The sequence below is a fragment of the Micromonospora sp. NPDC052213 genome, assembly GCF_040679695.1.
Taxonomy (GTDB): domain Bacteria; phylum Actinomycetota; class Actinomycetes; order Mycobacteriales; family Micromonosporaceae; genus Micromonospora.
Genome location: NZ_JBFAVI010000015.1, coordinates 38,247 through 62,441, shown reverse-complemented (window position 1 = coordinate 62,441; position 24,195 = coordinate 38,247). Strand labels below are relative to the sequence as shown.

Sequence of the window (24,195 nt, the reverse complement as noted above, 5' to 3'; positions counted from 1 at the left end):
GTGCAGCCGTTGGCGGACGCGTGCGGACGCGATGCACAGAGCTTGTAAGCGAGGCGTCACCACCGCCCCAGCCGGGCTCGGGGCCCCGTTTCGACCTGGCAGTCGTACAGCAAGGAAGTACAGCAAGCCAGTCCACCGCTACAGCCCTCGGCCGGCCGGGGTCCGGCGTCGCGATCTGCGCACCGAACCGTCAGCAATCGTCGTCCTGACATTCCCATAGATCTGTGTCAAGGCGCCTGCCGTCGGGCTGGTGCGTCTGCAACCTATCCTCGGCGGCTGCGCTGGAGCTGCTGTTGCTCCATCCACCACTGATCTGTGTCGGACCAGTCCGCATCCGGCCAGTCGAAGGCGTCGATAGTCCACCCGTCCGGACACATGACGTCCAGCGCCGCCTTCAGGTCACCCGACGGATCCACCCGCACACCGAGCCGATTGGACTCGCTACCGCTGTCGACATGCTCGGCGAGCTGCCATACTGCGGCGGCTTGTCGGGCGGTCAAGGGGCCCTCCACCATGAACTCGCGCCACTCGTCCGTAATCGTGGCTCCGGCCGTGCGCAACATGATGATCACGCTGGTCAGGTCTTCCACACCGGGCACGGTGAAATACACCCGCGGCATGTCTGCCTTCGGCTCAGTCATGACGGCAAGTGTGGTGGGAGCGAGTTCTTTCCCGGGCCAGCGACACGCCCAGTCGCGAGCGCCGGCCTGAAGGAGATTGCCGAGGACAGCAGCCCAGGCCAGCGGAGGACGACTCGCGCTAACGGTGAACTCCGGGGCCGAGGTCAGACATGAGGACAGACGTGCCGGGACCGCAGGCACAGAGCTTGTAGCAATGCGTCAGGCAGCGAGGCAGCGGGAAGGCAGCACGAGCCTCGATGCGGGCCGGTCCCGAACGCGAAGCGATGGCGGCCGGCACCTGCTCGTTGACGAGGACAGCCACCGGCCGGCAGCATCCGACAGGTTGGGGCCCCAGCGGGGGTCACTGGTGGCGGTGGGGACGGGTCAGCGACCTACGCGGATGCGGTCAGCGGAGTACAACTCGCGGGAGCCGTCGGCGCGGAAGATCACGATAACCGGGATGCCCTCGCCCATCTCCAGCTCGCGTCGCTCGGCTGGTGTAGGCATCCGAGCGGTGGCGGTGTCGCCCTTGAGGAGAGTCACCGTCTCGGTCGGCTCAACGGCGCGGACGAACGTGCCGCGCGGTGGTTCCACGATCACGAGCCCTTCCGACCGGAGTAGCGCTACCGCCTGTCGGACGCTCGTGCGGCTCAGCCCATACTCCTGAGCCAACCGCAGCTCGCTGGGCAGCGACGCCCCGGGCGCGAGGTCGCCAGACGTGATCCGGTCTCGCAGGAGGTCTGCGAGCTGCCGGAACACGGCACGATCCGCACTGGGGTCGATCACGAACGTGACGCTATGCGCCCGACAGCTCTACATCTTATTGTATCTACATCCCTACGTCGTTACGGTGACGTGAGCTGCGGAGTTGCACGATCGCCAGTCCCGACGTGCTGTCCGTGTTGGCCGACATCCGAGGGGAGACCTGGTGCCTCGCGTCTCGTACGAGGAGTACTTGGTAGCCGTCGCGCTCACTCTCGCCAGGCGGCACCGGCCGGTCTGGTCATGGCAGCGGTGGCGGAAGGTCTGCCGATGTGGAGGCGAACTGCCCTGCCGCACCAGGCATCGGATCCCGATCAACCGAGGGCATTGGCCGTCAGACCACGACCGGCAAGGTGCCCCGGCATCGGAGTGGCGGGCAGCACGGGAGACGCCAAGATGACGGCTCATCTCCCAATCACACCGACTTGGACGTGCGGCGGCTGCGGTGCCGACTGGCCCTGTCAGACCCGGCGGCGCGAGCTGCGAGCGGAGTACGACCGCGCCCCGGTGTCACTCGCCCTCTACCTGGCCGCGCAGCTCGTCGACGCCGCCCAGGACCTGGCCCACGTCCCCGCCGGTCACCTGCATCACCGATTCCTCGGCTGGACCCGATGAGCATCCTGCGACCCGGCGACGAGAAGTTCCACTACAGCGACGGCTCCCACAAGTGGATCCCACCGAACCCGGACTACGACCAGGAGGTCTGGGACGAGCAGGTCCGCCAGCACAAGGAAGGCCACCTCAGAAACGAGCAGCCCAAGGTCCGCATCCAGCGCCTCGTCTGACGCCAGCAGTACAGCAGCGAAATACAGCAACCGTGCCAGCGGAACCGGACCGAGATGCGCGCCAGCAGGCCGGATGACCTCGAACAACACCTGATCCAACCCGCTCGCCGGCAATCCATAGGTTCAGGGTTCGAGTCCCTGGCGGCCCACTTTTCCGCAGGTCAACGGCCCCTCGTGCGGCCGTTTGAGCCAGGAGCATGGCTGGTACAGCAGCCGACGCTCGGCTGAGTATCGTCGGGCCTAGCTTGTCGCAGCGGTTTGGTGGCGTGGTTACCGCCGGTCGCCATGATCGTCGTCTACGATTCTCCGGTGAACCGTCCCCTCACCGCGGGGCTGCTGGGCGCCGTCCTGCTTCTTGCCGCCTGCGCAGACGAGAAGCCGGCTGCCAGTCGACCCACCCCAGACGGTGCTAGCCGCGCCGGTTGTGCCCATGTAGAGACCCAGGTGAAGGACCAAAATCTCTTCTGGTCCATGAATCGCTTTGCAGGCATGCGGGCGAGCGGCTCGGTCGATCCCGGTGTCAGTGCCGCCGGCCGGGAGTTGATGGAGGCCGCTCAGGAGGCCGGCGACCTCGACCTGGGCAGCCAGGGCAAGGCGGACATGACACAGGCCGAGGCCCGGATCGCCGAAGCCCAGCAGAAGCTGATGACGGCTTGCCGTGAACTGCTGGGTGAGCCGCCCTGGATGCAACCGCCCGCTTCCGCAACGCCACGTTGACGATCTCCACAAGTCTCGACGGAGCGTCACGCACGTTCTGATTCCGACCGGTCACGCAAGTCCCGGGACCGGGACAGCCGGCTGTCGGCGAAGTTGGACGCTCTTACGTCTGTCAATCCTGTGGCCCGGGCTCGCGGGTCGTAGTTTCGGTCCACCGCCGAAACAGGTGTAGCGCCTCTCCGAGATTCAGTGGTCCACACGCTGCCCGGAACTGGTCTTTCTCGACCCAGGTCATGATCCAATCGTGTTCGCTTCGATGGAGTTCCTGCCGCTCGTAGGGCACCCCTGACAGTGCCGTATCGCCCAGGTCGATGCAGACCGACCAGCCGGGGTTGTCGACCGTCTCGATCTGAATGCCGTATTCGTGTTCCCACTCGCCATCGCACCGAGTCGCGTACCAGGCTTGCAACCAGGTCCAGACCCCGGGCGCCAGCTCGTCGTGATCATGCACTCGTAGTCCCTGATCTCGCGGTGATCCCTGACAGGTGTCTCGGCTGATGGTCTACCGCTGCCAGAAGCCGTGGTCGTTGCCGCCTTGGACGTAGATGGCGAAGGTGCCATGCCCAGGGATCTCCATCGGCTCCACGGCTATCTCGCCGCCGGCCTCCGCTACCGCTGCGACGGCCGCTTCGATGTCATTTACCAGCCAGTAGGGCCGCACTACCGGCTCTTCCGTCTCGCGCAACGGCGCCCGCACCCCCACCAGCCCGCCTCCCGGCATTTCGGCCGTCCGTGCGTTGCCGAGCCCGGAATCCGGCTCGCCGAAGCGCACCCCATTCGCTGCTGCGTAGGTGGCACACACCACGTCGACTTCCCTGGTCACGATTTCGAGGTAGTAGATCTGCATGGCTGTCTGCCTCCGGTAAGTCGACGACGTACTAGACAGGGGTTTGATCTTTTGCATCCCCGCCACTGTGTGGCCATCGCCCCCTTGATCTCACGCACGGGCGACATGTCGACGTAATGGAACTCCCCATCGACCCGAGTCGAGCACCGTAGCGCGCCGCAGAGCACCACGCTGAGGGCTCCGCGCCTCTCCAAGGGGCATGATCTTAGGCCCCTTGCGTCAGCCGTGCCCGTAGCATTGTCCGACGCGGCGGTCAGTGCTGACAGACGCCTGGTACGCCCGCCGGGGATTGTGATCATGGCTCGGTGAGGGCTTGCCGGGCGTGGTGGCTGTTCATGGCTGGGGCACGGTGACGGCGCCGGCCGCGTATTCAGAGAAGATCTCGGCGAGGACGCGCAGTGCGCTCGCGGCCGACTCGTCGGCATCGCCCAAAGTGGAGGCGCAAGTGGCGAGCGTCTTCCAGAGGGCCCAGCCGCGCCCGCGCGCCCATGTCGCCTCACCGACGGACAGTCGCTCCCGGAACGCCTGCCGGCCGTCGGCGGTCAGCAATGTCCATGCGATTGCCAGGTCACAGGCCGGATCGCCGACGCCGCATGTCCCGAAGTCGATGACAGCTGCCAACTCCCCGTCGTTGAGCAGGAGATTTCCCGAAGCGATGTCCCCGTGGAACCAGCTGTCGACACCGTCCCAGCGTGCGTTCAGTGCGCTCTTCCAGATCTCGCGAGCCAGGTCGGTGTCGACGTGGCCGCCCAGTGCCGCGAGCGCGCGCTGGACTTCCCCGTCGTAGGTGCGCAGCGTGCCGCCCCGAAACCAGTTGTGCTGGCCGGGGCGGGGACCGTCAATGGTATCGATGCTCTGTAAGGCCGCCAGGAACTCGGCCAGGTCGACCGCGAATCGGACGGTGTCGGCGATGCGGTCCGCGCTCACAGGTTCGCCGTCGAGCCATTGGTAGATCGACCACGAGTAGGGGTAGCCCGCGCCGGGTTTGCCTTTCGCCAGGGGGGCGGGGATGGGCAGCGGGAGTCGGGGAGCGAGCGCCGGAAGCCACCTGTGTTCCTTGTCGACCGCCAAGGCGTACTCGGACGCGCTGGGCAGACGCACCAACCTTCGGGTGCCGAGGTGGAAGGTCCAGTTGTCCCAGCCACCGCCGGCTACGGGCTGAACCGGGAGGTCGGCCCACTGAGGAAACTGGTCGGCGATGAGCCGCTGCACCTGTTCCGCGTCGACGGCAATGCGCTGGGGCACTGGACCGAGATTCGGTGTGTCGCTCACTGAGACATCCTTTGGCCGACAAGGGAAATTGAAGTGCGGGACCTGATGTGGTGCGAAAACGAAGGCAGCCACCGTCAATCATGCACGTCTGTGTGGACTGCTGGCTTTCTACCGCTGCTGGTCATCCGTGACGACCCCATGGGTGAGGCCACCCGGCGGGCTCTCGGGTAGCCGGCGTCCGCAGGAGACCGGCTCCGATGAATTCCGGACAATCTTCGTACAAGTGGCTGCTTTCTCGCCGAGTGCGGGCGCCGTTGCAACTGGTCGGTCAGGACCCGAATCCTCTGCCGGGCTCGTCGCCTCTTACCTGTGCCGGCGAGACCCGCCGGCGGAGAACTGGAGGATGACATGGAACTCGTATGGTGGGTCGCCATCGCCGTCGGAGCCCTCGTGTTCTGCATGTGCACCGTATTCCTGCTGCGGCGGAAGGGACGTTCCCGTGGCTGAGACGGCATGGCCGAGCGAGCAGTTGGTTCTCGCCGCCCAGCGCGGGGACATCGCGTCGGTCACCGCACTGGTCTCCGGCTCGTACCCGGGCGTGCGGCGGTTCGCGCACACGCTGTGCGCCACGCCCGAAGATGCCGAGGATGCGGCGCAGGAGGCGTTGATCATCCTCTACCGCAAGATTGGCACGCTGCGTGCCTCCGGGGCGCTGGCATCGTGGATGTTCCGGATCGTACGCAACGAATGCCTGCGCCGGCTGCGGCTCGTCGGCCATCGTCCTGCGCCAGTGGCCGACATCGCCGCGGCGTCGGCCGAGGACGAGGTGCTGCAACGTCTCGAAGCCGGCCGCGTCGCCGAGGCGATCGCCGCGTTGCCCGCCGACCAGCGTCATGTGCTGATCATGCGGGACATCCAGGGCTTCCCGGGCCGGGCCGTCGCCGACGCGCTCGGCCTCAGCACGGCCGCGATGAAGTCCCGGCTGCACCGCGCCCGCGCCTCGGTGCACCGCACCCTGCGGGGAGGGATGATCAATGGCTGACGGTCCCTCGTTCGCCAGTCAGTCGCTGGCGCGGCACCTCGCCCGTGGCGTGGTCGGGTTCGGCGGGCTGATCGGCTCGATCGCACTCCTGCCGGTCGTCGGCCCGGTGAGCCTGCTGCTCTTCCCCGTCGGCCTGCTCGCGCTCCGCGGCTGTCCGATGTGCTGGGCGGTCGGCCTCGTGCAGACGCTTTCGTCAGGGCGCCTGGAGCGGTCCTGCACCGACGGTCGCTGCGAGCTGCGGAGGAGGACGACGTAGGGACCCGCCGTTGGCCGCTCCGCTGGCGCCGCTCAGAGCATCGCCACGGGCACCAGGCGCATCGCCTCGACGCCATCGAGGCGTTCGATCTCGGGTAGCCCGGTCCCACCCTTCCCGTTCAAGGGAAGCTGGAGCCGCAGCGAGGCGCGTGCCACCTGCGAGTCGAGTTGCGTGGCGAGGTTGCCCTTGCCTTGGCACTGCCTGCGTAGCCGCTCGTAGGCGGCGTCGCGCTCCTCGAACTCGACCGACTCCGCGCGGGGCAGCGCCCGGACGGCCTCCTCCACGGCGGCTCGCTGCTTTTCCGTAGCCGTCGGTTCCAGCCGGACGATCGCCCCGATCCGCGACGGCAGGGGATCAGCATCGGCGATCCTGAGCCCAACCCACTCGACGCCGTCGACCGTACCCATCACCAGATCGACCGCCTCGGCGACCGACACGTCGGTGACAGTCGCGTGAAGGGACTCCGGCATGTTCTCCGGATCCAGATCCGCCACCAGGTCCGGCGAGTCCTTCCGCAGTTTCTCGTAGGCCTGCTCGCGGGTCTCGAAGGCGACGCCCTCGACGCTCGGCATCGCGCGTAGCCGCTGCTCCACCGCACTTTTTTGCGCTGCCGTCACGTCGCGGTCCAGCAGGACGGTCAACGTCGTGTGCCCGGCGTCCTTCGACTCGGAGGAGGCGCAAGCGGACAAAGCGGTCAGGAGTATGAGAGCCAATACCGGCGCGACGCGACGCATGGGTCAGATCGTAGGTGGGCGCGAGGCATCGAGTGATCCCAAGGTCTCGGCCGGAACGGCTTCCTGGCGGGCACGTCGGTTCCCGCGTTCGCCAGGGCCCTAGGCTTCCTGCATGGCAAGCGTGGATGCTCTCGTCCAGCGAATCGATGAGCCGGAAGAGGACGACGACGGCACCGAGGTGTACGACATCGTCGACGACCTCGTGGCCAGCCGCGATGCGGCACTGCTGCCTGCCCTGGAGGCCCACCTCGACCGTTACCTCGGCGAGGGCAACTTCTTCGCTCGCGACGCCATCGCCACCGCGTTGGCCCGCATCGCGGGAGTGGAGTCGTTGCCGGTGCTGCTTCAAGCGGCGGCTCGGGAGCTGGGGGACGACCAGGACGGGTTGTCCGCCGAGATCCTGGACCTCGTCGAAGGTGCCCCTGTGCGAGCCCGGCACATCCTCACCCAGCTGAGCGCGGATCCGAGAGTTCGGGCGAAGGCGATGTGGGCGGCACAGTTCCTGCCGGATCGCTAGCGCTGATCTTGGCTGTGCGGGTGCCGGCCCCCGCCCGGCGTGGTGCCAGGGTCGCCGGGTTGCTGGCGGCGGTGCCGCCGCCGTCGATCGACTCTGCCGGCACGCCCGTCAGCGTGGCCGCTTTGGTGCCAGGATGCGGGCCACGGCGTGACAGGCGCCGGCGACGAGCGGCAGCAGCAGGGCCGCGCCCGCTGCGGCACCGCCACCGGCCTGGGGTACGCCGGCCGCCCGCAGGCGCCGCCAGGCCCACAGCGAGAACGGGGCGACGACCAGCGGCGCGGTCACCACGCCGGGGGTGTATCCGCGGGTGACCACGGCCTGGGCGACGTGCCCGCCCGCGTGCAGGCCGAAGCCGACCAGGGCCGACTGGTAGAAGCCGCTGCGCCCGCCGGTGCGAGCGCCCCGGGCCGCCGCGGCGGCCATCACGACGCCCATCGCGCCGATGGCGATGCGTGCCTGCGCCGGGCTGACCCGGAGCTGGTCCCACACCCGCTCGGGCACCTGCGGGAAGCGGGCCCGCAGCCGTGGCCGGGCGCGGTCGAGCCAGCCGCCCATCGTGGCGAGTTCCTCGGCGTCGTGGATCGCCCAGGCCGCCAGCAGCCCCCAGGTGGCCGCCGCGGGGAGGGCTCCGTCCTTCCGCGAAGTCATGCGCCTATAATTTACGATACAGTTCGTAAATTATAGAGGATGTGACGTGGCCAACGAGCGAGGCCGACCCCGGCGGCCGGAGACCGACGCGGCGATCCTGCACGCCACCCTGGACCTGCTCCGCGACGGCGGCTACCGCGCCCTCTCCATCGAGAAGGTGGCCACCCGGGCGGGCGTGACCAGGCCGACCGTCTACCGCCGCTGGCCCGACAAGGCCGGTCTGGTCGTCGACGCCCTGGCCGAGGCGGTGCCCGTCGCGCCCGCCCCGGACACGGGCGACACCCGCACCGACCTGCACCACCTGGCACGCGGCCTCGTCGACCGGCTCACCGGCCTGGCGCCGGTCATCCTCGGCGTACTCGCCGACAGCATCGGGCGCGACGACCTCGCCGCACCGCTGCGGGAGCGGTACCTGCGTCCCCGCCTCGACACCATCACCGACGTCGTCGAGCGCGGCATCGCCCGTGGCGACCTCCCGTCCGACACCTCGCCGGCCACCGCGCGCGATCTCCTCGCCGGCCCGCTCGTCTACCGGTGGCTGGTCGAGGGCACCCTGACGGACACCGACGTCCGCGAACTCGCCGACACCGCCTGGAAGGCTCTGACCGGCCGGGCCGGCACCGCCGTCGACGCCTGAACCGACGTGAGCCCCGACAAGCGGCCGGCGTCGGCCCGGTGAGGGGTGAGCGGCGACCGTCTACTGTCCTCGCCATGAGGACGGGGACGCTGGCACGGGCCGCCACCATCGCCACGGCGATCGGGCTGGTCGCCGGCTGCGGCGGCGCGGCGGCGCGCGAGGCGCGAGCGTGCCAGGAGTCGGTGGACGAGGCGGAGGCCAAGGTCCGGGTGGACCGTTGGGACCCGCCGGAGGAACTGCCGGGGCTCGGGGACTATCCCGAGATCCACTGGCAGGCTCGCGCGTTGGGCGAGCCGTGTTCCCGGGTCCCGGGTCCGACGGACTGGGCGTACCAGGCCGTCGTCAGGCTCCATCCGCAGGACGCGCGGGAACTCGCGGAGCAGTACGACTTCGCGCCCGTCGCGGCCGACGACCCGGCCCAGCACGACCAGGGCAGGACGCCCGCCGACGTGTGGCCCGACCTCCGGCCGCACGTCCCGGCCGGGGCCCGCTGGCTGCACAGCCGGTCGTACGACGAGGCCCCGCCCGCCACGCGCGGGCGGGTGGCGTTCCTCGACGTCGAGCACGAGACGGTGCTGCTCATGCTGAACGACCGCTGACGGCGGGGCCGCCCCGGGACGCGGAACGGCCCCGGAGCGTGCCACGCCGGGGCCGTCCGGTGAGCTGCAGCCCGCCGTCGCCGCGCCGGTCGTCGCCGCGTCACCGTGGCGACGACGCCGACCACCCGCGCCGCACGGTCACCGGCACGGCCGGCGGTGGGGCGTCCCCCGTGGGAAGGAGGGGACTCACGCCGTCGCGGGAGGTGTGACCGGCGGCCGGCCGGAAGCCTGGAGGGCGAGGGCGACGAGAGGTCGCCACCGTTTTCGGGAGGATCGATGAGGACGACACTCCGTGGGCTGGGCGCGGCGGCCGTCGTGGTCGGCGTGGCCCTGGCCGGCGCGTCGGGCGCCACCGCCTCGGCGACGGCGGACCGGGAGCCCGCCGGGACCGCGCGCGTGACCGGCAGCGGCGAGATCCGGCTGACGTTCGCGCCGGACCAGGACGTGCGCAGCTTCAGCTTCGACGCGCGCGCCACCCCGTACACCCGACCTCTGCCGGGGGCGCCCCAGGGCCTGCCCACCGACGCGACCGGGACCGTCCACGTCGCCCACCGGGTCGCGGCGGACGGCTCCACCGTCCGCTTCGCGGCCCGGGTCGACTGCCTGGTCACGGCCGCGCGGACCGCGACCCTCACCGCCGTGGTCACCGAGGCCGACGCGCCGGTGGCCGACCTCATCGGGCGGCGGCTGGGCTTCAGCGTGTACGACGGGCCGGGCCGCGACCGCGTCGGCTTCTCCTGGGCGGTGGTCAACGCCGACCAGGGCCCGGACGGGCAGTGGCGGGAGGGCAGCGTCGGCACCTGCATGGCGCCCGCTCCCTTCGCCCCGGTGACCGAGGGCGGCTATCAGGTGCGGCACGCCGAACTGCCGCCACCGCCGGAGAGCTGAGCCGGCCGGCGGATGTCGTCGGCCACGACGCGATCCGGCGGCCCGCCGTGTCGTTGATCCGGTTGAGCCTGCCCCCACCTGCGACGACGGTGGGGGCACCGACCGTGAGGAGGCACGCCGATGACCCGTCAGCGCGAGACCGTGGAGGTCGACCCGGTCCTGTTCCGTGCCGTCTACGACTCGCCCGCGTCGCTGCCCGGCGCGCACCGGTGGACGACCCCGGAGTCGGACGTGCGGCGCATCGAGAAGCTGCTCGGCATGCCGCTGCGCAGCATCGGCGCCCCGCTGTGGGTCAGCGGCGACGAACCGGACTGCCCCAAGTGCGGGCGGCGCGTCACCTGGTACGACATCGTCTCCTCCGCCCTCTCCGGCGTGCACGACCGGATGATGATCGCGACGGTCATCCTCGGCGACCGCAAGTACGTCAACACCGAGGTCCCGGACGCGATCGCCGGCGTGCGCTGCGCCGACTGCCGCACCCCGATCGAGGGGCTGCGCAGCTTCAAGTGCCACAACTGGGCGTACGCCTTCGAGGCGCTGGAGGCCGTCCGGGAGCGGATGACCGGCGCGTCAGTCGTCGGCCGTCAGCTCGCGGACGAACCGCAGGCCGGGGCGCCCGTCGAGTGACATCTCGCCGACCGGCGTGAAGCCGGTGCGCCGCAGCACCGCGAGCGAGCCGGCGTTGTCCAGGGTCGTCCTGGCCCTCAGCCGGCACAGCCCGTACGCCGCACGGGCCAGCGCGGCCACGCGGCGGACGCCGTCGGTCGCCACCCCGCGCCCGGCGGCCCGCTCGGCCACCCGGTAGCCCAGCTCGGCCTCGCCGTCGGCGACGTCGACCAGGTTGAACCGGCCCAGCACCGCCCCGTCGGCGTCGACCAGGACGTGGAAGTGGCACGCGCCGGTCTCCTGCTCGGCGAGCAGCCCCGCGTGCCGCGCGTCGAAGTCGGCGAAGTACGCGTCGCCGCGGTCCGGCACCGACCGGGCGAACCACTCCCGGTTCTCGCGTTCGAAGCGCAGCAGCGCGGCGACGTGGTGGGCGGCAAGCCGCTGGAGGTCGGACACCGCGCCACCCTAGCCAACCGCGGCCCGCACCCGCCCCGGGATATCGCGGCGTCAGCGGTCGCCGGCGGAGCGGCGGGTGGGGCGGCGGCCGGGCGGGGAGGGCGGCTCGGGGCCCGGGTCGGGGACGACAGGCATCGGCCGTGCCACCGGCCCGGCGCCGGTGACCCGGAGCGGCTCACCGTGGTGCCACACCTCGATGCCGGTCGCCGGGTCGGCGTCGGGCAGCTCGTAGCGGGCCTCGTCCCGGGTCAGGGTGACCCGCAGCCGGTGGCCGTGCCAGCGCAGGCAGAAGCCGAGCCGGTCGATCCGTGCCGGCAGCCGGGGGTCGAAGGAGAGCACCCCCCGGTCGTCGCGCAGCCCGCCGAAGCCCTGCACCAGCGCCAGCCACGCCCCGGCCAGCGACGCCAGGTGCAGCCCGTCGCCGGTCTTGTCGCCCAGGTCCGCCAGGTCCTGGAGCACCGACTCGGCGAACAGGTCGTACGCCAGGTCGAGATGCCCGACCTCGGCGGCGAGCACCGCCTGCGGGGAGGCCGACAGCGACGAGTCCCGGACGGTCCGCGCCTCGTAGTAGGCGACGTTGCGCGCCTTCTCGTCGGCCGTGAACTCCCCCGGGCACCGCTGCATGGCGAGCACGAGGTCGGCCTGCTTGACCACCTGCTTGCGGTACAGCTCCAGATAGGGGAAGTGCAGCAGCAGCGGGTAGTCGTCGTCGGAGGCGTTCGCGAAGTCCCACTCCGGCTGCGCGGTGAAGCCGGCCGCCTGCTGGTGCACCCCGCGCTTGCCGTCGTACGCGACGAAGACCGCGTCGGCGGCGGCCCGCCAGCCGGCCACCTCGGCCGGGTCGACGCCGAGCCGGGCCGCCGCCTCGGGGTGCCGCTCGGCGGCGTCGGCGGCGCCGCGCAGGTTGCGGCGGGCCATCAGGTTGGTGAAGAGGTTGTCGTCCATCAGGGCGGAGTACTCGTCCGGGCCGGTCACCCCGCGCAGGTGGAAGGTGCCCGCGTCGGACCAGTGGCCGAAGCCGTGCCACAGCCGGGCCGTCTCGACCAGCAGCTCCAGCCCGGCCCCGGCGAGGAATTCGTGGTCGCCCGTGGCGGCGACGTAGCGCAGCACCGCGTCGGCGATGTCGGCGTTGACGTGCAGCCCGGAGGTGCCGGCCGGCCAGTAGCCGGAGCACTCCCGGCCGCCGATGGTGCGCCACGGGAAGGTCGCCCCGGCCAGCCGCAGCTCCGCCGCGCGTTCGCGGGCCTCGGGCAGGTGGGCGTGCCGCCAGCGCAGCGCCGACCGGGCCACCTCCGGGGCGAGGTACGTCAACACCGGCAGCACGTAGCCCTCGGTGTCCCAGAGCACGTGCCCGTCGTAGCCGTTGCCGGTCAGGCCCTTGGCCGGGATGGTCCGGTCGCCGTCCGGCCGGCCCGCCTGGATGAGGTGGAACACGGCGAACCGGATGGCCTGCTGGAGTTCGGCGTCGCCGTCGAGCAGCACGTCGGCCGTCTGCCAGGCGGCGTCCAGGGCCGCGCGCTGGGCGGCGAGCAGCGCGTCGAAGCCCGCCGTGCGGGCCGCCCCGGCCTCCTCGACGACCAGGCGGGCCAGCCCCTGCGGTGGCGTCGCGTCCACCGTGGCGCACTCGTACGCGGCGAACTTCGTCAGTTCCAGCCGCTCGCCGGCGCGCACCGTCCCGGTCAGGGTGAGGCGCAGCCGGTCCGGCGCGCAGTCGACGCCGGGGGCGAAGCCGTCCGGGGCCCGCACCTCGTGCGCGACGGCGACGGCGACCCGCTGCCCGCTGCGCTCGGTGCGGTGCACGAGGACGCCGTCGTGCCCGTTGGAGTGGCGGTACTCGGCGGTCAGCGGGTCATGGATCACCGAGGCGGCGCGGGGGTCGTCGGAGCGCTCCGGCACCCGCTCGTTGGCGAGCAGGTCGGCGCAGACCCGCACGTCGACCGTCCCGCCCAGCGGCTCGACGCTCCACCGGACGGCGGCCACCGGGCGGCGGGGCAGCGAGACCAGCCGGGTGCTGCGGACGCGTACGCCGTGCCCGGCCGGGGAGACCCACTCGGTGTACCGCTCGACCACCCCGGCGCGCAGGTCGAGCACCCGCTCGTGGGTGCGCAGGGTGCCGGTGCGCACGTCCAGCGGCTCGCCGTCGACCCAGAGGCGGATCAGGGCGGCGTTCGGCGCGCTGATCACCGTGTCGCTGAGCTGCGGGAAGGCGTACCCGTCCTCGGGGTAGGTAAGCTCGCGCCGCTCGTGGAAGCCGTTCAGGTAGCTGCCGGGCATGCCGTACGGGGCACCCTCGTCCAGGTTGCCGCGCCAGCCGACCCAGCCGTTGCCCAGCGCGAAGATCGACTCCGTCTCGGCGAGCCGGTCGAGGTCCGCCTCCGTACGCCGGATCCGCCACGCCTCGTCGTCCCCGGTCCCGGGCGCGGTCGGCGGCCGGTCGGCGGTCGGGGTGTCGTGCACAGCGACTCCAGGGAGTCCGACGTACCGGGTCGACCGTGGCAGACCGGGCTGAGAGATCGCTGAGACGAAAGTCAGGGTCCCGGCCCGACCAACGCACACTGCGTCCGACTTCCAGGTGTTCCAGGGTTGTCCGTGAGGTAAACGCGGTATAGACGATTGGTGAGGTGAGTCATGGTTGATGCGGGCACGACGGATGTGCCGGAGATCAGCGCCGAGTGGTACAGGGACATCGTCGACTTCGCCGCCGACACCCCGCAACCGGTGCAGTGGTTCGCCGGGCACTTCACCGAGGCCGCGATCCTGCTGCTCGGGGCACTGTGGCTGGTGGCGGCCGTGTCGCGCCTCGGCGGCGGCCCGCGCTCCCGCGCGTACGCCCTGGTGACGCCGGTGGCGGTGGTGCTCGCGTACGGGTGCAGCGAGGCGTTGAAGGTGGTGGTGGACCAGGAGCGCCCCTGCCGGGCGGTGGCGACCGAACTGGCCATCATCGCGGGGCACTGCCCGCCGACGGGTGACTGGTCCTTCCCCAGCAACCACTCGACGATCGCGGGCGGGCTGGCGGTGGCGACGCTGCTGCTGTCCCGCCGGGTCGGGCTGGTCGCGGTGCCGGTGGCGGCGCTGGCCGCGTTCTCCCGCACCTTCGTCGGCGTGCACTACCCGCACGACGTGGTCGTCGGCGTCCTGCTCGGCGCCCTCGTCACCGCGCTGCTCACGCCGCTGCTCGCCCGCCCCACCGCCGGCCTGCTCCAACGCCGCGCCCGCCACGCCGAGCGCCCCATCCCGGACCGGGCCACGTCGGCCCGCCGCTAACCCTCCCCTCCCGCTCCCCGCGATCTCGCACTTTCCGCCCCACGTCCCGGGCCACAAGTGCAAGATCGCGGGAGCGGGAGCGGGAGCGGGAGCCGTGGGCGGGAGCCGGGGGCGGCGGGAGCCCGGGGCGGCGGGTCAGGTCAGGAGGAGCGCGGCGACGGCGCCGAGGGCCAGGAAGGGGCCGAAGGGGAGGTGGCTGCGCCAGCCGACGCGTCGGCTGGCCAGGAGCGCGACACCGACCAGCCCGGAGAGCAGCAGGGCGAGCATGAGCCCGGCCACCGGGAGGGCCCAGCCGTACCAGCCCAGCAGGGCGCCGACGCCGAGCGCCAGCTTGGCGTCGCCGAGGCCGAACCCGCGCCGGCCGAGCAGCAGCGTGGTGGCGGCGAAGAACAGCGCCAGCCCCGCCCCGGCCACGGTGGCCCGCAGCCAGGGCGCCGGACCCGCCCCGGCGAGCGCGGCCACGCCGAGCACCAGCCAGGTGCCGGCCGCGGCGGGCCAGGTGAGCCGGTCCGGCAGCCGGTGCACGGCCGCGTCGACGAAGACGAGGGGGATCGCCCAGCCCAGCCACCAGGCGGTGGCGGCCAGCACCGCGGCGGGCGGACCGACCAGCAGCAGCACCCCGAGCGCCGCCGCCACGGCGAGTTCGACCGCGCCGGGCGGCGGGCCGACGCGCGCCCGGCACCGCCCGCACCGGGCCGTCGGGCCCAGCGCCGGCCACGGCCGGGCCAGCCCGATCGGAGCGCCGCAGGCGTCGCACCCGGTCCTGGTGGCCACCCCCGGCGGTACGGCGTACCGGATCGCGGCGAGGCGGAGCACCGGGCCGAGGGCGAGGACGGCCAGCGCCCGGGCGGCGCGGGAGGCGACCGGCGGCGGCCCGGCGGGCTCCGCCAGCACCGGCGGTTCGGTCAGCGCCATGGACGGCCCTCCCGCCGGACGCCGGGGCACGACACGGAGGGTAGCGACACCCTGATCGGCCGGTAACGGGCGCGGCGGCCTGCGCCCGTCCCGCCGGAATCGCGGAAATGCGCGCGGCAATGGCGCGACCACATGAGCGGGAATCCCATACGAATGAAATTTTGATGCCTCAGGGCGGGGGACGGATCGGACCAGACGCCGCGTCCGGGACAGCCCCCGGCGACCACGACGCCCACTCGTTCACCGGACGGACTCCCACCGCGTCGACTTTTCCAGCCGCCCCGCGGAACCCCGCAGCCCGACTCGATCACACCGCCCGCAGCCACCCCGCGCCACCACCTGTCATCACTCACAGTGTCCATCTGAATTGCCTCTGTTGCATCGGCGGACGTCAGCCTATGCTCGCCCCTTGGGTGCGGTGCAACCCCGCGACGAAACGACAGGACGACCCAGGGCTTGCATTTGTAGATATCCATAACGGCGAATGCGACGACGATTTTCCGACAGGTCCGGATGGCCCCATTCGGCCGCGCCGCCGCATGCCCGGAGGCCGGTGCACAGACCTCCGGACGGCCACCGAGGAGGCACGACGTGCGCGGACGGCAGCTCGGCCGGTCTACGGCCCGCCTGCTCGCCATCGCGGCGATCGCGGCGGTCACGGCCTGCGGCGCCGACCCGGCGACGACCACCCGGGCGGCTCCCGCCAGCGGCGCCCCGGCCCCGACCCATCGGGGCGTTGACGAGCAGGCGGCCAGGAAGGCGGCCCTGGCCGCGTACGCCGGATACCTCGCCGCGTCCCGCACGGCGAGCGGGCGCAGCGACCCCCACCACCCGGACCTGTCGCGGTTCCTCGCCGACCCGCTGCTGACCCGGGTCCGGCTGTCCATCCGCGAGGCGAAGGAGCACGGCGCGATGCGTACCGGCAGGTTGGTCTCCGACCCCACCGTGACGTCGGTGAGCCTGGATTCGAGCCCGCCCACGGTGGAGATCCAGGACTGCCTGGACGCGACCGGCTACCGCCTGGTCTACGCCAGGGACAAGCGGGTCGTCCCCGGCACCGGGGGGACCCGGCACCTGGCCACCGCGACCGCCACCCGGTACCCGGACGGCCGCTGGCTGATCAGCGCCGGCGCCGCCCACGAGGACCTGCCGTGCTGACCTGGGGAGGAGGGGGCGCCCCGGCCGTCGCGCCGAGCGGGGCCGGGGCGACCCGCACACGCACCGCCGGGGCCGGGGCTACCCGCACCCTGGCCGGCGCCGGCCTGGCGCTGCTGCTGGCGCTCGGGGCGGCCGTGTCCGCACCCGCCGCAGGGCGCGCGGACCCCGGCGCGGAGTGCCCGCCCGGGCAGAGCGACTGCAGCGTCTGGGACGACGACCCCGGCACCCCGGGCGGCCCCGGCGGCGGCGGGGACACCGGCGGGGGCGGCGACTCGGGCGGCGGGGGCGGCGGCGGGAAGTGCCAGTGGAACGGCCGCACGGTGAAGTGCTACGACGACGTGCTCGGCTGGTTCAACAACGGCGACGGCTGCTACTACAAGCTCTCCGAGCCGCAGCAGGAGGCCCCCGAGGGCAAGCAGTGGTATACGCGCACCTGCAACGGCGGTGACGTCGGCACCCAGACCGAAGTCCTGCTCGACGCCCCGCCGCCCGGCTTCGGCGCGCCGCCCGACCCGGAGGAACTCGCCCGGCGGGCACTAGCCAAGATCACCATCGCGGCGCCCCGGATCGCGGTCGCTCCCCGCCGCAGCAAGGGTCCCGGCCTGGTCGGGCTGCCGGTCTGGATGTGGGGCAGCAACGACGACCGGAAGTACTTCGGGCCCACCCAGCAGGCGTCGGAGAGCGAACGGGGCCTGACCGTGAGGATCACGGCGACGTTCCGCCGGATCGTCTGGGACATGGGCAACGGCCGCACGGTCACCTGCTACGGCGCCGGCACCCCGTACCGGGCCGACGGCCCGCTCGCCGGCCGCCGGTCCCCCGACTGCGGCTACGCAAGCGGCTACCCGAAGGCCGGCGACTACCGGGTGCGGGCCACGACGTACTGGACGGTGACCTGGGAAGGCGATGGTCAGAGCGGCGTCATCCCGGTCAACCGGACCACGGGCACGGTCCCGGTCCGGATCAACGAACTACAGGTGGTGTCGGAATGAGTGTGGTGACCCGGAACGGGACCGGACCGGTGGACGCGCCGATCGCCCCGCCGAAGGTGGTGCGGCAGCGCCGGATGCGACCCGGGCTGCTCGGCCTGGCCGTGCTGCTGATCGCCCTCGGCGGCCTGGGGGCGGCGTTCGCGGTCACCTCCGTACGCGCCACCGGCAGCTACCTCGCCGTGGCCCGACCGGTCGAGGTCGGCCGGCAGATCAGCGCCGACGACCTGGTGCCGGTGCAGGTGACCGGCGGCCAGGGCCTGTCCCCGGTCCCGGCCGGCCGGCTCGACGAGGTGCTCGGCAAGCGGGCCGCCGTGTCGCTGACCCCCGGGACGCTGCTGACCATGGCCCAGCTCACCGACGACCCGCTGCTCGGCCCCGGGCAGCAACAGCTCGCGCTGGGGCTCGGGCCCGCCGAGGTGCCCGCCCGCGAGCTGCACCCCGGCGACAAGGTCCTGCTGGTCAGCACACCGGACGGCAACGACGGCCACCCGGCGGGCGCCGCCACCCGGTTCGAGGCGACGGTCATCGACACCGCGACATCCGCCGATGACGACGAGGTGGTGGTCTACCTGGCGCTCGCCGTGCGGGACGTGCCGGCCGTGGTGGCGCTCTCCGCGCAGGAACGGATCGCCGTCGTGCTGACCGAGGCGGCCTGAGCATGGCGATCATCGCGCTGCTCTCGGCGAAGGGCTCCCCGGGCGTCACCACCTCCGCCCTGGCCTGCGCCCTGACCTGGCACCGGCGGCTGGTGCTCGCCGAGTGCGACCCGGCCGGCGGGTCCATCCTCGCCGGCTACCTCGGCGGCGCGCTCGACGGCCCCCGGGGCATCGGCGAACTGGCGGTCGGCGAGCTGCGCGACGGCAACCTGGAGACCGCGTTCTGGTCGCAACTGGTCGACCTGGACGCGCCGAAGCGGGAACGGCTGCTGCTGCCCGGCGTCGTCGACCCCGCGCAGGCCGGCAGCGTCACCCCGCTCTGGCAGCGGTTCGCCGACTTCTTCGCCAGCCTGGAACGCGGCGACCCGCCGTACGACGTGCTCGTCGACTGCGGCCGGCTGCACGTCGTCGGTCCGCCCTGGCCGATCCTGCGCGCGGCCTCGGTGGTGCTGCTGGTCAGCCGCGCCCGGCTGCCCGACCTGTCCGGCACCCGCGCGATGGTCAGGGCGATCGAGCGGGACTTCGCCGAGCACCGGGTGCCGCCGGGCAGCCTGCGGCTGCTGCTGGTCGGCGACGGCCACGGCAGCGGCGAGGTGAGCAGGGCGCTGCGGCTGCCGGTGGCCGCCCGGCTGCCGGACGACCCGCGTACGGCCGAGGTGCTCAGCCTGGGCGGCACCGTACGGGCCGGTCGGCCGCTGATGCGCGCGGCCGGGGCCCTGGAGGTGTCGGTCGGGGCGCTGTTGGAACGGCGGCGCGCCCGGCTGGCCTGGCCCGTGTCGCAGGGGGTGCCGGATGCGGTTTGAACCGGTCTCCGCCGATCCGCGCCGACAGCCGCCCGGCACCGCCACCCCGCCCGGTGCCACTGCCACCGCACCGCCCGGCGTCACCTCCACCGCGCCGCCGCTGCCCCCGCCCAACGGGCGGCACCACCAGCCGGCGCCCCTTCCGGTGCCGCTGGCCGGGCCGCCGCCGGAGCCGCCGCCCCGGGCCCGGGTCGACTTCCAGGTGGTCCGCAAACTGCGCCGGGAACTCAGCGAACGGCTCACCCGGTGGCAGCGCGGCCGGGAGTTCACCGTCGACGAGGAGGACACCGAACGCGCCCGGCTCGCGGTCGCGGTGGTGGCCGAGTACGCCGACGCGGTGCGCCGCGCGGGCACCCCGATGGCGGCCGGCGAGGAGCGGCTCCTGCTCGACCAGGTGACCGCCGAGCTGGCCGGGCTCGGCCGCCTCCAGACGCTGCTGGTCGACGACACCATCGAGGAGGTGCACATCCTCGGCTGCGACCAGGTGCGCGTCACCCGGCACGGCGGCGGGGTGGACTGGGCCGAGCCGATCGCCGACAGCGACGACGAGATGGTGGAGATCCTCCAGGCGGCGGCCCGCCGCGCCGGGGCCACCGAGCGGTCGCTGTCGACCTCCAAGCCCACCCTCGACCTGCAACTGCCCGACGGCAGCCGGCTGGCCGCGGTGTTCCTGGTCAGCCACCGCCCGTACGCGGTGATCCGCAAGCACAACACGCTGGACGTGAGCCTGGACGACCTCGCCGGCGGCCGGGGCGACCTGGACGAGATGATCGACCCGCTGGTGCGCGACTTCCTGCGCGCCTCCATGCGGGCCGGGCTGAACATCATGGTGGCCGGCCTGGCCGGGGCCGGGAAGACCACGGTCATCCGGGCGCTGATGGACGAGATCCCGGCCGACGAGCCGTACGTGCTGCTGGAGGAGAGCCGGGAGCTGCTGCCGGCCCGCCGCCGGCTCAAGCACCGGGCGGTGATGAGCTTCGAGGCCCGGGAGGGGCACGGCGAGCGCGGGCCGGACGGCCGCCCGGCCGGCGAGGTGAGCATCGCCGACCTGATCCCCGTCTCGCTGCGGATGGGCGTGCTGCGGATCATCGTCGGCGAGGTCCGGTCCCGGGAGATCGTCCCGATGCTCCAGGCCATGACGACCAGCCGCGGCTCGATGTGCACCATCCACGCGCGTACGCCCGCCGGGGTGAGCGAGCGGATCATCGAGCTGGCGCTGGCGCACGGCCGGGAGATGACCGTCGACCAGGCCCGCCGGATGGCCGGCAACGCGCTCGACCTGATCGTCTACGTCACCGTCGAGGACGAGACCGCGATCGGCGGGCGCAAGCACCGCTTCGTCTCGCACGTCGAGGAGGTCATCGGCGTGGGCGACGGCAACCGGATCACCACCACGCAGGTGTTCGGTCCCGGGCCGGACGGGCGGGCGGTGCCCCGGCACCTGCCCGAGCGGATCCGCGCCCAACTCCTCCGGGTCGGCTACGACGCCCGGCTGCTCGGCCGGTGGATCGAGGCCGGCACGGGCGCCTGGCGGCGGCCCCGGCAGAGCCGGCTCGGGCGGCGGTGACCGCGGTGCTGGACAACGTCGAACTCGTCGCGGTGATCTCCGGGGCCGCCTGCGTCGCCGGGCTGCTGCTGGCGGTCGTCGCGCTCGTCGGCACCCGCCGGCCGTCCGGCGGGCCCGGCGCGGGCCGCGGGCTGGAGCGCCTGTGGAAGGGCTCCGGCGCCAGCCCGCGCGAGCAGCGGGCGCACCAGGCCCTGCTGGTCGGCGCGCTGGTCGCCGGCGCGCTGGCCTTCCTGGTCACCGGCCTGCCGGTGGTCGGCCTGCTGGTCGTGGTGGCGGTCCCCGGCACCCCGTGGCTGTTCTCGGTCGGCAGGGCCGAGCAGCGGGCCATCGCCCGGATCGAGGCGGTCGGTGAGTGGACCCGCCGGCTCAAGGACGTCTCGGCCACCGGCCAGGGCCTCCAGCAGACCATCATCGGCACGGTCACCACCGCGCCCGAGGAGATCCAGGAGGAGGTACGGCTGCTCGCCGCCCGCCTCCAGGCCGGCTGGCTGGCCCGCTCCGCGCTGCTCGCCTTCGCCGACGAGATCGGCGACCCGGTCTGCGACCAGGTGGTGGCGGCGCTGATCCTGCACGTGGCCGACCGGGGCGAGCGCCTCGGCGACGTGCTCGGATCGATCGCGCACGCGGCGGCGGCCGAGGTGGCCACCCGCCGGGAGATCGAGGCGAAGCGCACCCAGCCCCGGTTCGCGGTCCGCTTCCTCACCGGGATGACCCTCGCCACCGTCGCGTACGGGCTGCTCAACACCGAGTACGTCAGCCCGTACGGCACGCCCTTCGGGCAGCTCGTGATGGCGGCCCTCGGCGCGGCCTTCGTCGGCCTGCTGGCCTGGGTGCGGTCGATGAGCCAGCCGCGCCGGCCGGCGCGCTTCCTGCCCGCCCCCGACCCGCAGGAGGTGCTCGCGTGAGCGCGAGGAGTGAGCTTGCGAGCCCCGCAGTCGCGAACGAAAGGCCAGCCCCGTGAGCGCGGTGGTCCTCAACTGGCAGCTCGCGCTCGCCGTCTGCGGCGGGGCGACCGTCGGGCTGGGCGCTTTCCTGGTGGTCCGCGAACTGGTGCCGGCCACCCCGGCGCTGGGGCCCGCGCTGCGCCGGCTGCACCAGCCGCCCGGCGGCGGGCAGCTCACCGCCCCCGCCGACCGGCGGCTGGAGTGGCTGACCGGGCTGGCCCGCTGGCTACGGCCACCGCACCGACAGCTCGCCCTGATCGACCGGACCCCCGAGCAGTACGCCCTGTCGATGCTGCTCTCCGCGCTGATCGGGCTCGCCGCGCCGACGCTGCTCGGGGGCACCCTCCTCGCCGTCGGCGTACGGCTGCCGGTGGTCGTGCCCGTGCTCGGCAGCCTCGGGCTGGCGCTGCTCTGCGCCCTGGTCGCGCACCGGGCGGTGCTGGACCGGGCGGACCGGGCCCGCGACGAGTTCCGCCAGGCCGTCTGCACCTACCTGGACCTGGTCGCGTTGCAGCTCGCCGCCGCCCACGGGCCGGTGCAGTCGCTGGAACGGGCGGCGGCGGTCTGCGACGGCTGGGTCTTCGACCGCATCTCTGAGGCGCTGCGGATCGCCCAGATGCAGATGCACTCGCCCTGGGACGAGCTGCGCGACCTCGCCGAGCGCATCGGCATCCCGGAGCTGGGCGACGTCGGGGCGATCATGCGCTCCTCCGGCAGCGAGGGCGCGCAGGTGCACGACACCCTGCGCAGCCGCGCGGACTCACTGCGCGACCAGATCCGCACCGACAACCTGGCGCGGGCCGAGGGGGTGACCAGTCGCCTCGACATCCCCGGGGCGCTGCTCGTCTTCGTCCTGCTCGGCTTCGCCGTCTACCCGTTCATCGCCCGCCTCTGATCCGACCCCGAGAGAAGGAGTCCCGTCATGTCCGTCATCACCTACCTGCACGTCGCGCTGGCGGCGCGGCTGGCCGAGCTGCGCCGCGACGGCGAACGGGGGGACAGCCCCGTACCCACCGCCGTGATCATCTTCGGCCTGGTCGCCGTCGCGATGGCGGTCACCGCCGCCGCCCTCGGCGCGGCCAACGACTGGATGGACAACATCCCGAAGCACCAGGACCCGAAGTAGCCCTGATCCGTGAGCCGCGCAGACTCCTCGCCGGGGCGCCGGGCGGTGACCGTCGCCCGCCGCCCCGCCCTGGCCGTCGCCCGCCGCCCCGGTCCAGCCGCCGCCCGCCGCCCTGCCCTGGCCGTCGCCCGGCGCCTGGCAGCCGGCGGGACCGACCGGGGGGCCAACCCGGTCGAACTGGCGGTGGCGATGCCGGCGATCCTGCTGCTGCTCTTCGCCTCGATCCAGACCGCGGCCTGGTTCGTCGCCCGTTCCACCGCGCTGAACGCCGCGCAGAGCGCGGTCAACGCGCAACGGCTGCACCAGGCGCCGCCCGGGGCCGGCGAGGCCCGGGCCACCCGCTTCCTGCGGGCCGCCGGCGGCTGGCTCGTCGACTGGGACAAGCCCGCCCCGAGCTGCGAGAGCACCAGGACCGAGGTGACCTGCACGGTGCGCGGTCGCGCCCTGTCGGTCGTCCCCGGGGTCAGCTTCCCGGTACGGCAGACGGCCCACGGGACGGTGGAACGGTGGACCACGCCGTGAGCCGTACCGCCGAGCGGGGCTCGGTCTCGATCGAGGTGGCGGTGCTCGCCCCGGCCTTCATCGCGCTGATCGTGCTGGCCGGGGTCACGGGGCGTACCGCCGTGGCGGCCGAGGCCATCGACGCCGCCGCCCACGACGCCGCCCGCGCCGCGTCGATCTCCCGGGACGCCCGCACCGCCCGCGCGGAGGCGCGGGACGCGGCCCGCCGGCAGCTCGACTGGCGGGGCCTGGACTGCGTCGGCAGCCCGGAGGTGACCTTCAGCGGCGCGGTACGCGGCAGGCCCACCACCCTCGACGCGGCGTTCCGCAGCCCCGCCGGGCAGGACGCCTCGGTCACCGTGCGGATCGCCTGCACCGTCTCCTACCGGGACCTGCACCTGTCCGTCCTGCCGGGAATGCCCGCCGGCAACCGGGTGTCGGCGAGCTTCACCTCGCCGCTGGACCGCTACCGGAGCCGGCGATGACCGCCGGTCGGGTCCGGCCGGCTCCCGCCACCCTCGGCGACGAGGGACGGGTGAGCGTCTTCCTCGCGGTGGCGATGGTCGGGATCCTCGCCGTCATCGGCATGGCCTTCGACGGCGCCGGCCAACTGCGCACGTTGCAGCGGGCCGACAACCTCGCGGCCGAGGCCGCCCGGGCCGGCGGTCAGGCCATCGACCGGGCCACCGCCATCGAGGGCGGGCCCACCCGGATCAACCGGCCGCAGGCCCGTCGGGCCGTCGCCGACTACCTCGCCGCCGCCGGCGCCGCCGGCCACACCGTCAGCTTCCCGGTCGTCGACGGGGAGACCCGGGTCCGCGTACGCGTCACCGTCACCCACCACAGATCCATGCTCGGCCTGTTCGGCTTCGACGAGACCGTCACCGTCTCCGGCGAGGCGACCGCGCGGCCGCTCACCGGAGCACCGAAGGAAGGAAAGCAG

General features: G+C 73.0%; 30 protein-coding genes and 2 pseudogenes. 22 read left to right on the top strand and 10 right to left on the bottom strand.

Going from position 1 to position 24,195, the window contains the following annotated elements:
- Positions 1 to 263 precede the first annotated feature (263 nt).
- Positions 264 to 641 (bottom strand): hypothetical protein, encoded by a 378-nt coding sequence (locus AB0L34_RS06635; protein WP_363702466.1) that lies wholly within the window; start codon positions 639 to 641, stop codon positions 264 to 266.
- A 363-nt stretch (positions 642 to 1,004) separates the two neighbouring features.
- A complete protein-coding gene (locus AB0L34_RS06630) occupies positions 1,005 to 1,406 on the bottom strand; it encodes a winged helix-turn-helix domain-containing protein (protein ID WP_363702464.1) in 402 nt (133 codons plus the stop codon).
- A gap of 372 nt (positions 1,407 to 1,778) precedes the next feature.
- Between AB0L34_RS06630 and AB0L34_RS06625 the strand changes: the two genes are divergently transcribed.
- From AB0L34_RS06625 to AB0L34_RS06615, 3 genes are all read left to right on the top strand, one after another.
- On the top strand, positions 1,779 to 1,997 hold the full coding sequence (locus AB0L34_RS06625; RefSeq protein WP_363702462.1) for a flavin reductase: 219 nt from the start codon (positions 1,779 to 1,781) through the stop codon (positions 1,995 to 1,997).
- The gene (locus AB0L34_RS06620; protein WP_363702460.1) at positions 1,994 to 2,167 is read left to right on the top strand and encodes a hypothetical protein; all 174 of its coding nucleotides are present in this window, start codon (positions 1,994 to 1,996) and stop codon (positions 2,165 to 2,167) included. The genes AB0L34_RS06625 and AB0L34_RS06620 overlap by 4 nt, the downstream gene beginning before the upstream one ends.
- Positions 2,168 to 2,452: 285 nt before the next feature.
- A complete protein-coding gene (locus tag AB0L34_RS06615) occupies positions 2,453 to 2,884 on the top strand; it encodes a hypothetical protein (RefSeq protein ID WP_363702458.1) in 432 nt (143 codons plus the stop codon).
- A 112-nt stretch (positions 2,885 to 2,996) separates the two neighbouring features.
- Here the strand turns inward: AB0L34_RS06615 and AB0L34_RS06610 are convergent, their stop codons facing one another.
- The 3 genes and pseudogenes from AB0L34_RS06610 to AB0L34_RS06600 all read right to left on the bottom strand — a co-directional run bounded on the left by AB0L34_RS06610 (position 2,997) and on the right by AB0L34_RS06600 (position 5,003).
- Positions 2,997 to 3,335, bottom strand: a complete 339-nt coding sequence (locus AB0L34_RS06610) for an immunity 53 family protein (protein WP_363702456.1) — start codon at positions 3,333 to 3,335, stop codon at positions 2,997 to 2,999.
- Positions 3,328 to 3,447: pseudogene (locus AB0L34_RS06605) on the bottom strand (hypothetical protein); the annotation flags it as partial. The gene AB0L34_RS06610 and the pseudogene AB0L34_RS06605, both read right to left, overlap by 8 nt.
- Before the next feature lie 617 nt (positions 3,448 to 4,064).
- Positions 4,065 to 5,003 carry an aminoglycoside phosphotransferase family protein gene (locus AB0L34_RS06600; RefSeq protein WP_363702454.1) on the bottom strand — a complete coding sequence of 313 codons (939 nt, stop codon included), beginning with the start codon at positions 5,001 to 5,003 and terminating at the stop codon, positions 4,065 to 4,067.
- 439 nt (positions 5,004 to 5,442) lie between these two features.
- Between AB0L34_RS06600 and AB0L34_RS06595 the strand changes: the two genes are divergently transcribed.
- Complete coding sequence (locus AB0L34_RS06595; protein ID WP_363702452.1) at positions 5,443 to 5,985, top strand: sigma-70 family RNA polymerase sigma factor; 543 nt, start codon at positions 5,443 to 5,445, stop codon at positions 5,983 to 5,985.
- A complete protein-coding gene (locus AB0L34_RS06590) occupies positions 5,978 to 6,241 on the top strand; it encodes a hypothetical protein (protein ID WP_363702450.1) in 264 nt (87 codons plus the stop codon). The genes AB0L34_RS06595 and AB0L34_RS06590 overlap by 8 nt, the downstream gene beginning before the upstream one ends.
- Before the next feature lie 32 nt (positions 6,242 to 6,273).
- Here AB0L34_RS06590 and AB0L34_RS06585 read toward each other — a convergent pair whose 3' ends face one another.
- Positions 6,274 to 6,975 (bottom strand): permease-like cell division protein FtsX, encoded by a 702-nt coding sequence (locus tag AB0L34_RS06585; protein WP_363702448.1) that lies wholly within the window; start codon positions 6,973 to 6,975, stop codon positions 6,274 to 6,276.
- 112 nt (positions 6,976 to 7,087) lie between these two features.
- Between AB0L34_RS06585 and AB0L34_RS06580 the strand changes: the two genes are divergently transcribed.
- On the top strand, positions 7,088 to 7,492 hold the full coding sequence (locus tag AB0L34_RS06580; protein ID WP_363702446.1) for a hypothetical protein: 405 nt from the start codon (positions 7,088 to 7,090) through the stop codon (positions 7,490 to 7,492).
- 108 nt (positions 7,493 to 7,600) lie between these two features.
- Here the strand turns inward: AB0L34_RS06580 and AB0L34_RS06575 are convergent, their stop codons facing one another.
- Positions 7,601 to 8,140: an HXXEE domain-containing protein gene (locus AB0L34_RS06575; RefSeq protein WP_363702444.1), complete on the bottom strand. Its 540-nt coding sequence runs from the start codon at positions 8,138 to 8,140 to the stop codon at positions 7,601 to 7,603.
- A 46-nt stretch (positions 8,141 to 8,186) separates the two neighbouring features.
- On the opposite strand from AB0L34_RS06575, the gene AB0L34_RS06570 reads away from it, so the two are divergent.
- The 4 genes from AB0L34_RS06570 to AB0L34_RS06555 all read left to right on the top strand — a co-directional run bounded on the left by AB0L34_RS06570 (position 8,187) and on the right by AB0L34_RS06555 (position 10,891).
- Positions 8,187 to 8,777, top strand: coding sequence for a TetR/AcrR family transcriptional regulator (locus AB0L34_RS06570; RefSeq protein WP_363702442.1), 591 nt, complete (start codon positions 8,187 to 8,189; stop codon positions 8,775 to 8,777).
- A 74-nt stretch (positions 8,778 to 8,851) separates the two neighbouring features.
- Positions 8,852 to 9,376, top strand: coding sequence for a hypothetical protein (locus AB0L34_RS06565; protein ID WP_363702440.1), 525 nt, complete (start codon positions 8,852 to 8,854; stop codon positions 9,374 to 9,376).
- Between the two features lie 276 nt (positions 9,377 to 9,652).
- A complete protein-coding gene (locus AB0L34_RS06560) occupies positions 9,653 to 10,264 on the top strand; it encodes a hypothetical protein (protein ID WP_363702438.1) in 612 nt (203 codons plus the stop codon).
- A gap of 120 nt (positions 10,265 to 10,384) precedes the next feature.
- Positions 10,385 to 10,891, top strand: coding sequence for a hypothetical protein (locus AB0L34_RS06555; protein ID WP_363702436.1), 507 nt, complete (start codon positions 10,385 to 10,387; stop codon positions 10,889 to 10,891).
- Here the strand turns inward: AB0L34_RS06555 and AB0L34_RS06550 are convergent.
- Together AB0L34_RS06550 and AB0L34_RS06545 are read right to left on the bottom strand one after the other, a co-directional pair.
- Complete coding sequence (locus tag AB0L34_RS06550; protein ID WP_363702434.1) at positions 10,835 to 11,326, bottom strand: GNAT family N-acetyltransferase; 492 nt, start codon at positions 11,324 to 11,326, stop codon at positions 10,835 to 10,837. The two genes, AB0L34_RS06555 and AB0L34_RS06550, sit on opposite strands and share 57 nt — an antisense overlap.
- 51 nt (positions 11,327 to 11,377) lie before the next feature.
- A complete protein-coding gene (locus AB0L34_RS06545) occupies positions 11,378 to 13,783 on the bottom strand; it encodes a glycosyl hydrolase family 65 protein (RefSeq protein ID WP_363702432.1) in 2,406 nt (801 codons plus the stop codon).
- 171 nt (positions 13,784 to 13,954) lie between these two features.
- On the opposite strand from AB0L34_RS06545, the gene AB0L34_RS06540 reads away from it, so the two are divergent.
- Positions 13,955 to 14,590: a phosphatase PAP2 family protein gene (locus AB0L34_RS06540; protein ID WP_363702430.1), complete on the top strand. Its 636-nt coding sequence runs from the start codon at positions 13,955 to 13,957 to the stop codon at positions 14,588 to 14,590.
- A gap of 135 nt (positions 14,591 to 14,725) precedes the next feature.
- Here AB0L34_RS06540 and AB0L34_RS06535 read toward each other — a convergent pair whose 3' ends face one another.
- Entirely contained in the window at positions 14,726 to 15,505 is a 780-nt protein-coding gene (locus AB0L34_RS06535; RefSeq protein ID WP_363702428.1) for an A24 family peptidase, read from the bottom strand.
- A 591-nt stretch (positions 15,506 to 16,096) separates the two neighbouring features.
- Between AB0L34_RS06535 and AB0L34_RS06530 the strand changes: the two genes are divergently transcribed.
- From AB0L34_RS06530 to AB0L34_RS06480, 11 genes and pseudogenes are all read left to right on the top strand, one after another.
- Positions 16,097 to 16,663 carry a hypothetical protein gene (locus AB0L34_RS06530; RefSeq protein WP_363702426.1) on the top strand — a complete coding sequence of 189 codons (567 nt, stop codon included), beginning with the start codon at positions 16,097 to 16,099 and terminating at the stop codon, positions 16,661 to 16,663.
- A gap of 116 nt (positions 16,664 to 16,779) precedes the next feature.
- Complete coding sequence (locus AB0L34_RS06525) at positions 16,780 to 17,655, top strand: hypothetical protein (protein ID WP_363702498.1); 876 nt, start codon at positions 16,780 to 16,782, stop codon at positions 17,653 to 17,655.
- Positions 17,652 to 18,311, top strand: a complete 660-nt coding sequence (locus AB0L34_RS06520) for an SAF domain-containing protein (protein ID WP_363702424.1) — start codon at positions 17,652 to 17,654, stop codon at positions 18,309 to 18,311. Before AB0L34_RS06525 ends, AB0L34_RS06520 begins: the two co-directional genes overlap by 4 nt.
- Positions 18,312 to 18,313: 2 nt before the next feature.
- Positions 18,314 to 19,114: a ParA family protein gene (locus AB0L34_RS06515; RefSeq protein ID WP_363702422.1), complete on the top strand. Its 801-nt coding sequence runs from the start codon at positions 18,314 to 18,316 to the stop codon at positions 19,112 to 19,114.
- On the top strand, positions 19,104 to 20,681 hold the full coding sequence (locus tag AB0L34_RS06510; protein ID WP_363702420.1) for an ATPase, T2SS/T4P/T4SS family: 1,578 nt from the start codon (positions 19,104 to 19,106) through the stop codon (positions 20,679 to 20,681). Before AB0L34_RS06515 ends, AB0L34_RS06510 begins: the two co-directional genes overlap by 11 nt.
- Positions 20,642 to 21,586: a type II secretion system F family protein gene (locus tag AB0L34_RS06505; protein WP_363702496.1), complete on the top strand. Its 945-nt coding sequence runs from the start codon at positions 20,642 to 20,644 to the stop codon at positions 21,584 to 21,586. Before AB0L34_RS06510 ends, AB0L34_RS06505 begins: the two co-directional genes overlap by 40 nt.
- Positions 21,587 to 21,647: 61 nt before the next feature.
- The gene (locus tag AB0L34_RS06500) at positions 21,648 to 22,520 is read left to right on the top strand and encodes a type II secretion system F family protein (RefSeq protein ID WP_363702494.1); all 873 of its coding nucleotides are present in this window, start codon (positions 21,648 to 21,650) and stop codon (positions 22,518 to 22,520) included.
- A 27-nt stretch (positions 22,521 to 22,547) separates the two neighbouring features.
- Positions 22,548 to 22,751 (top strand): hypothetical protein, encoded by a 204-nt coding sequence (locus AB0L34_RS06495; RefSeq protein ID WP_350702076.1) that lies wholly within the window; start codon positions 22,548 to 22,550, stop codon positions 22,749 to 22,751.
- 117 nt (positions 22,752 to 22,868) lie between these two features.
- On the top strand, positions 22,869 to 23,273 hold the full coding sequence (locus AB0L34_RS06490; RefSeq protein WP_363702492.1) for a TadE family protein: 405 nt from the start codon (positions 22,869 to 22,871) through the stop codon (positions 23,271 to 23,273).
- Positions 23,258 to 23,737 carry a TadE/TadG family type IV pilus assembly protein gene (locus AB0L34_RS06485; RefSeq protein WP_363702418.1) on the top strand — a complete coding sequence of 160 codons (480 nt, stop codon included), beginning with the start codon at positions 23,258 to 23,260 and terminating at the stop codon, positions 23,735 to 23,737. The genes AB0L34_RS06490 and AB0L34_RS06485 overlap by 16 nt, the downstream gene beginning before the upstream one ends.
- Positions 23,734 to 24,174 (top strand): annotated as a pseudogene (locus AB0L34_RS06480) (hypothetical protein); the annotation flags it as partial. The gene AB0L34_RS06485 and the pseudogene AB0L34_RS06480, both read left to right, overlap by 4 nt.
- Positions 24,175 to 24,195 lie beyond the last annotated feature (21 nt).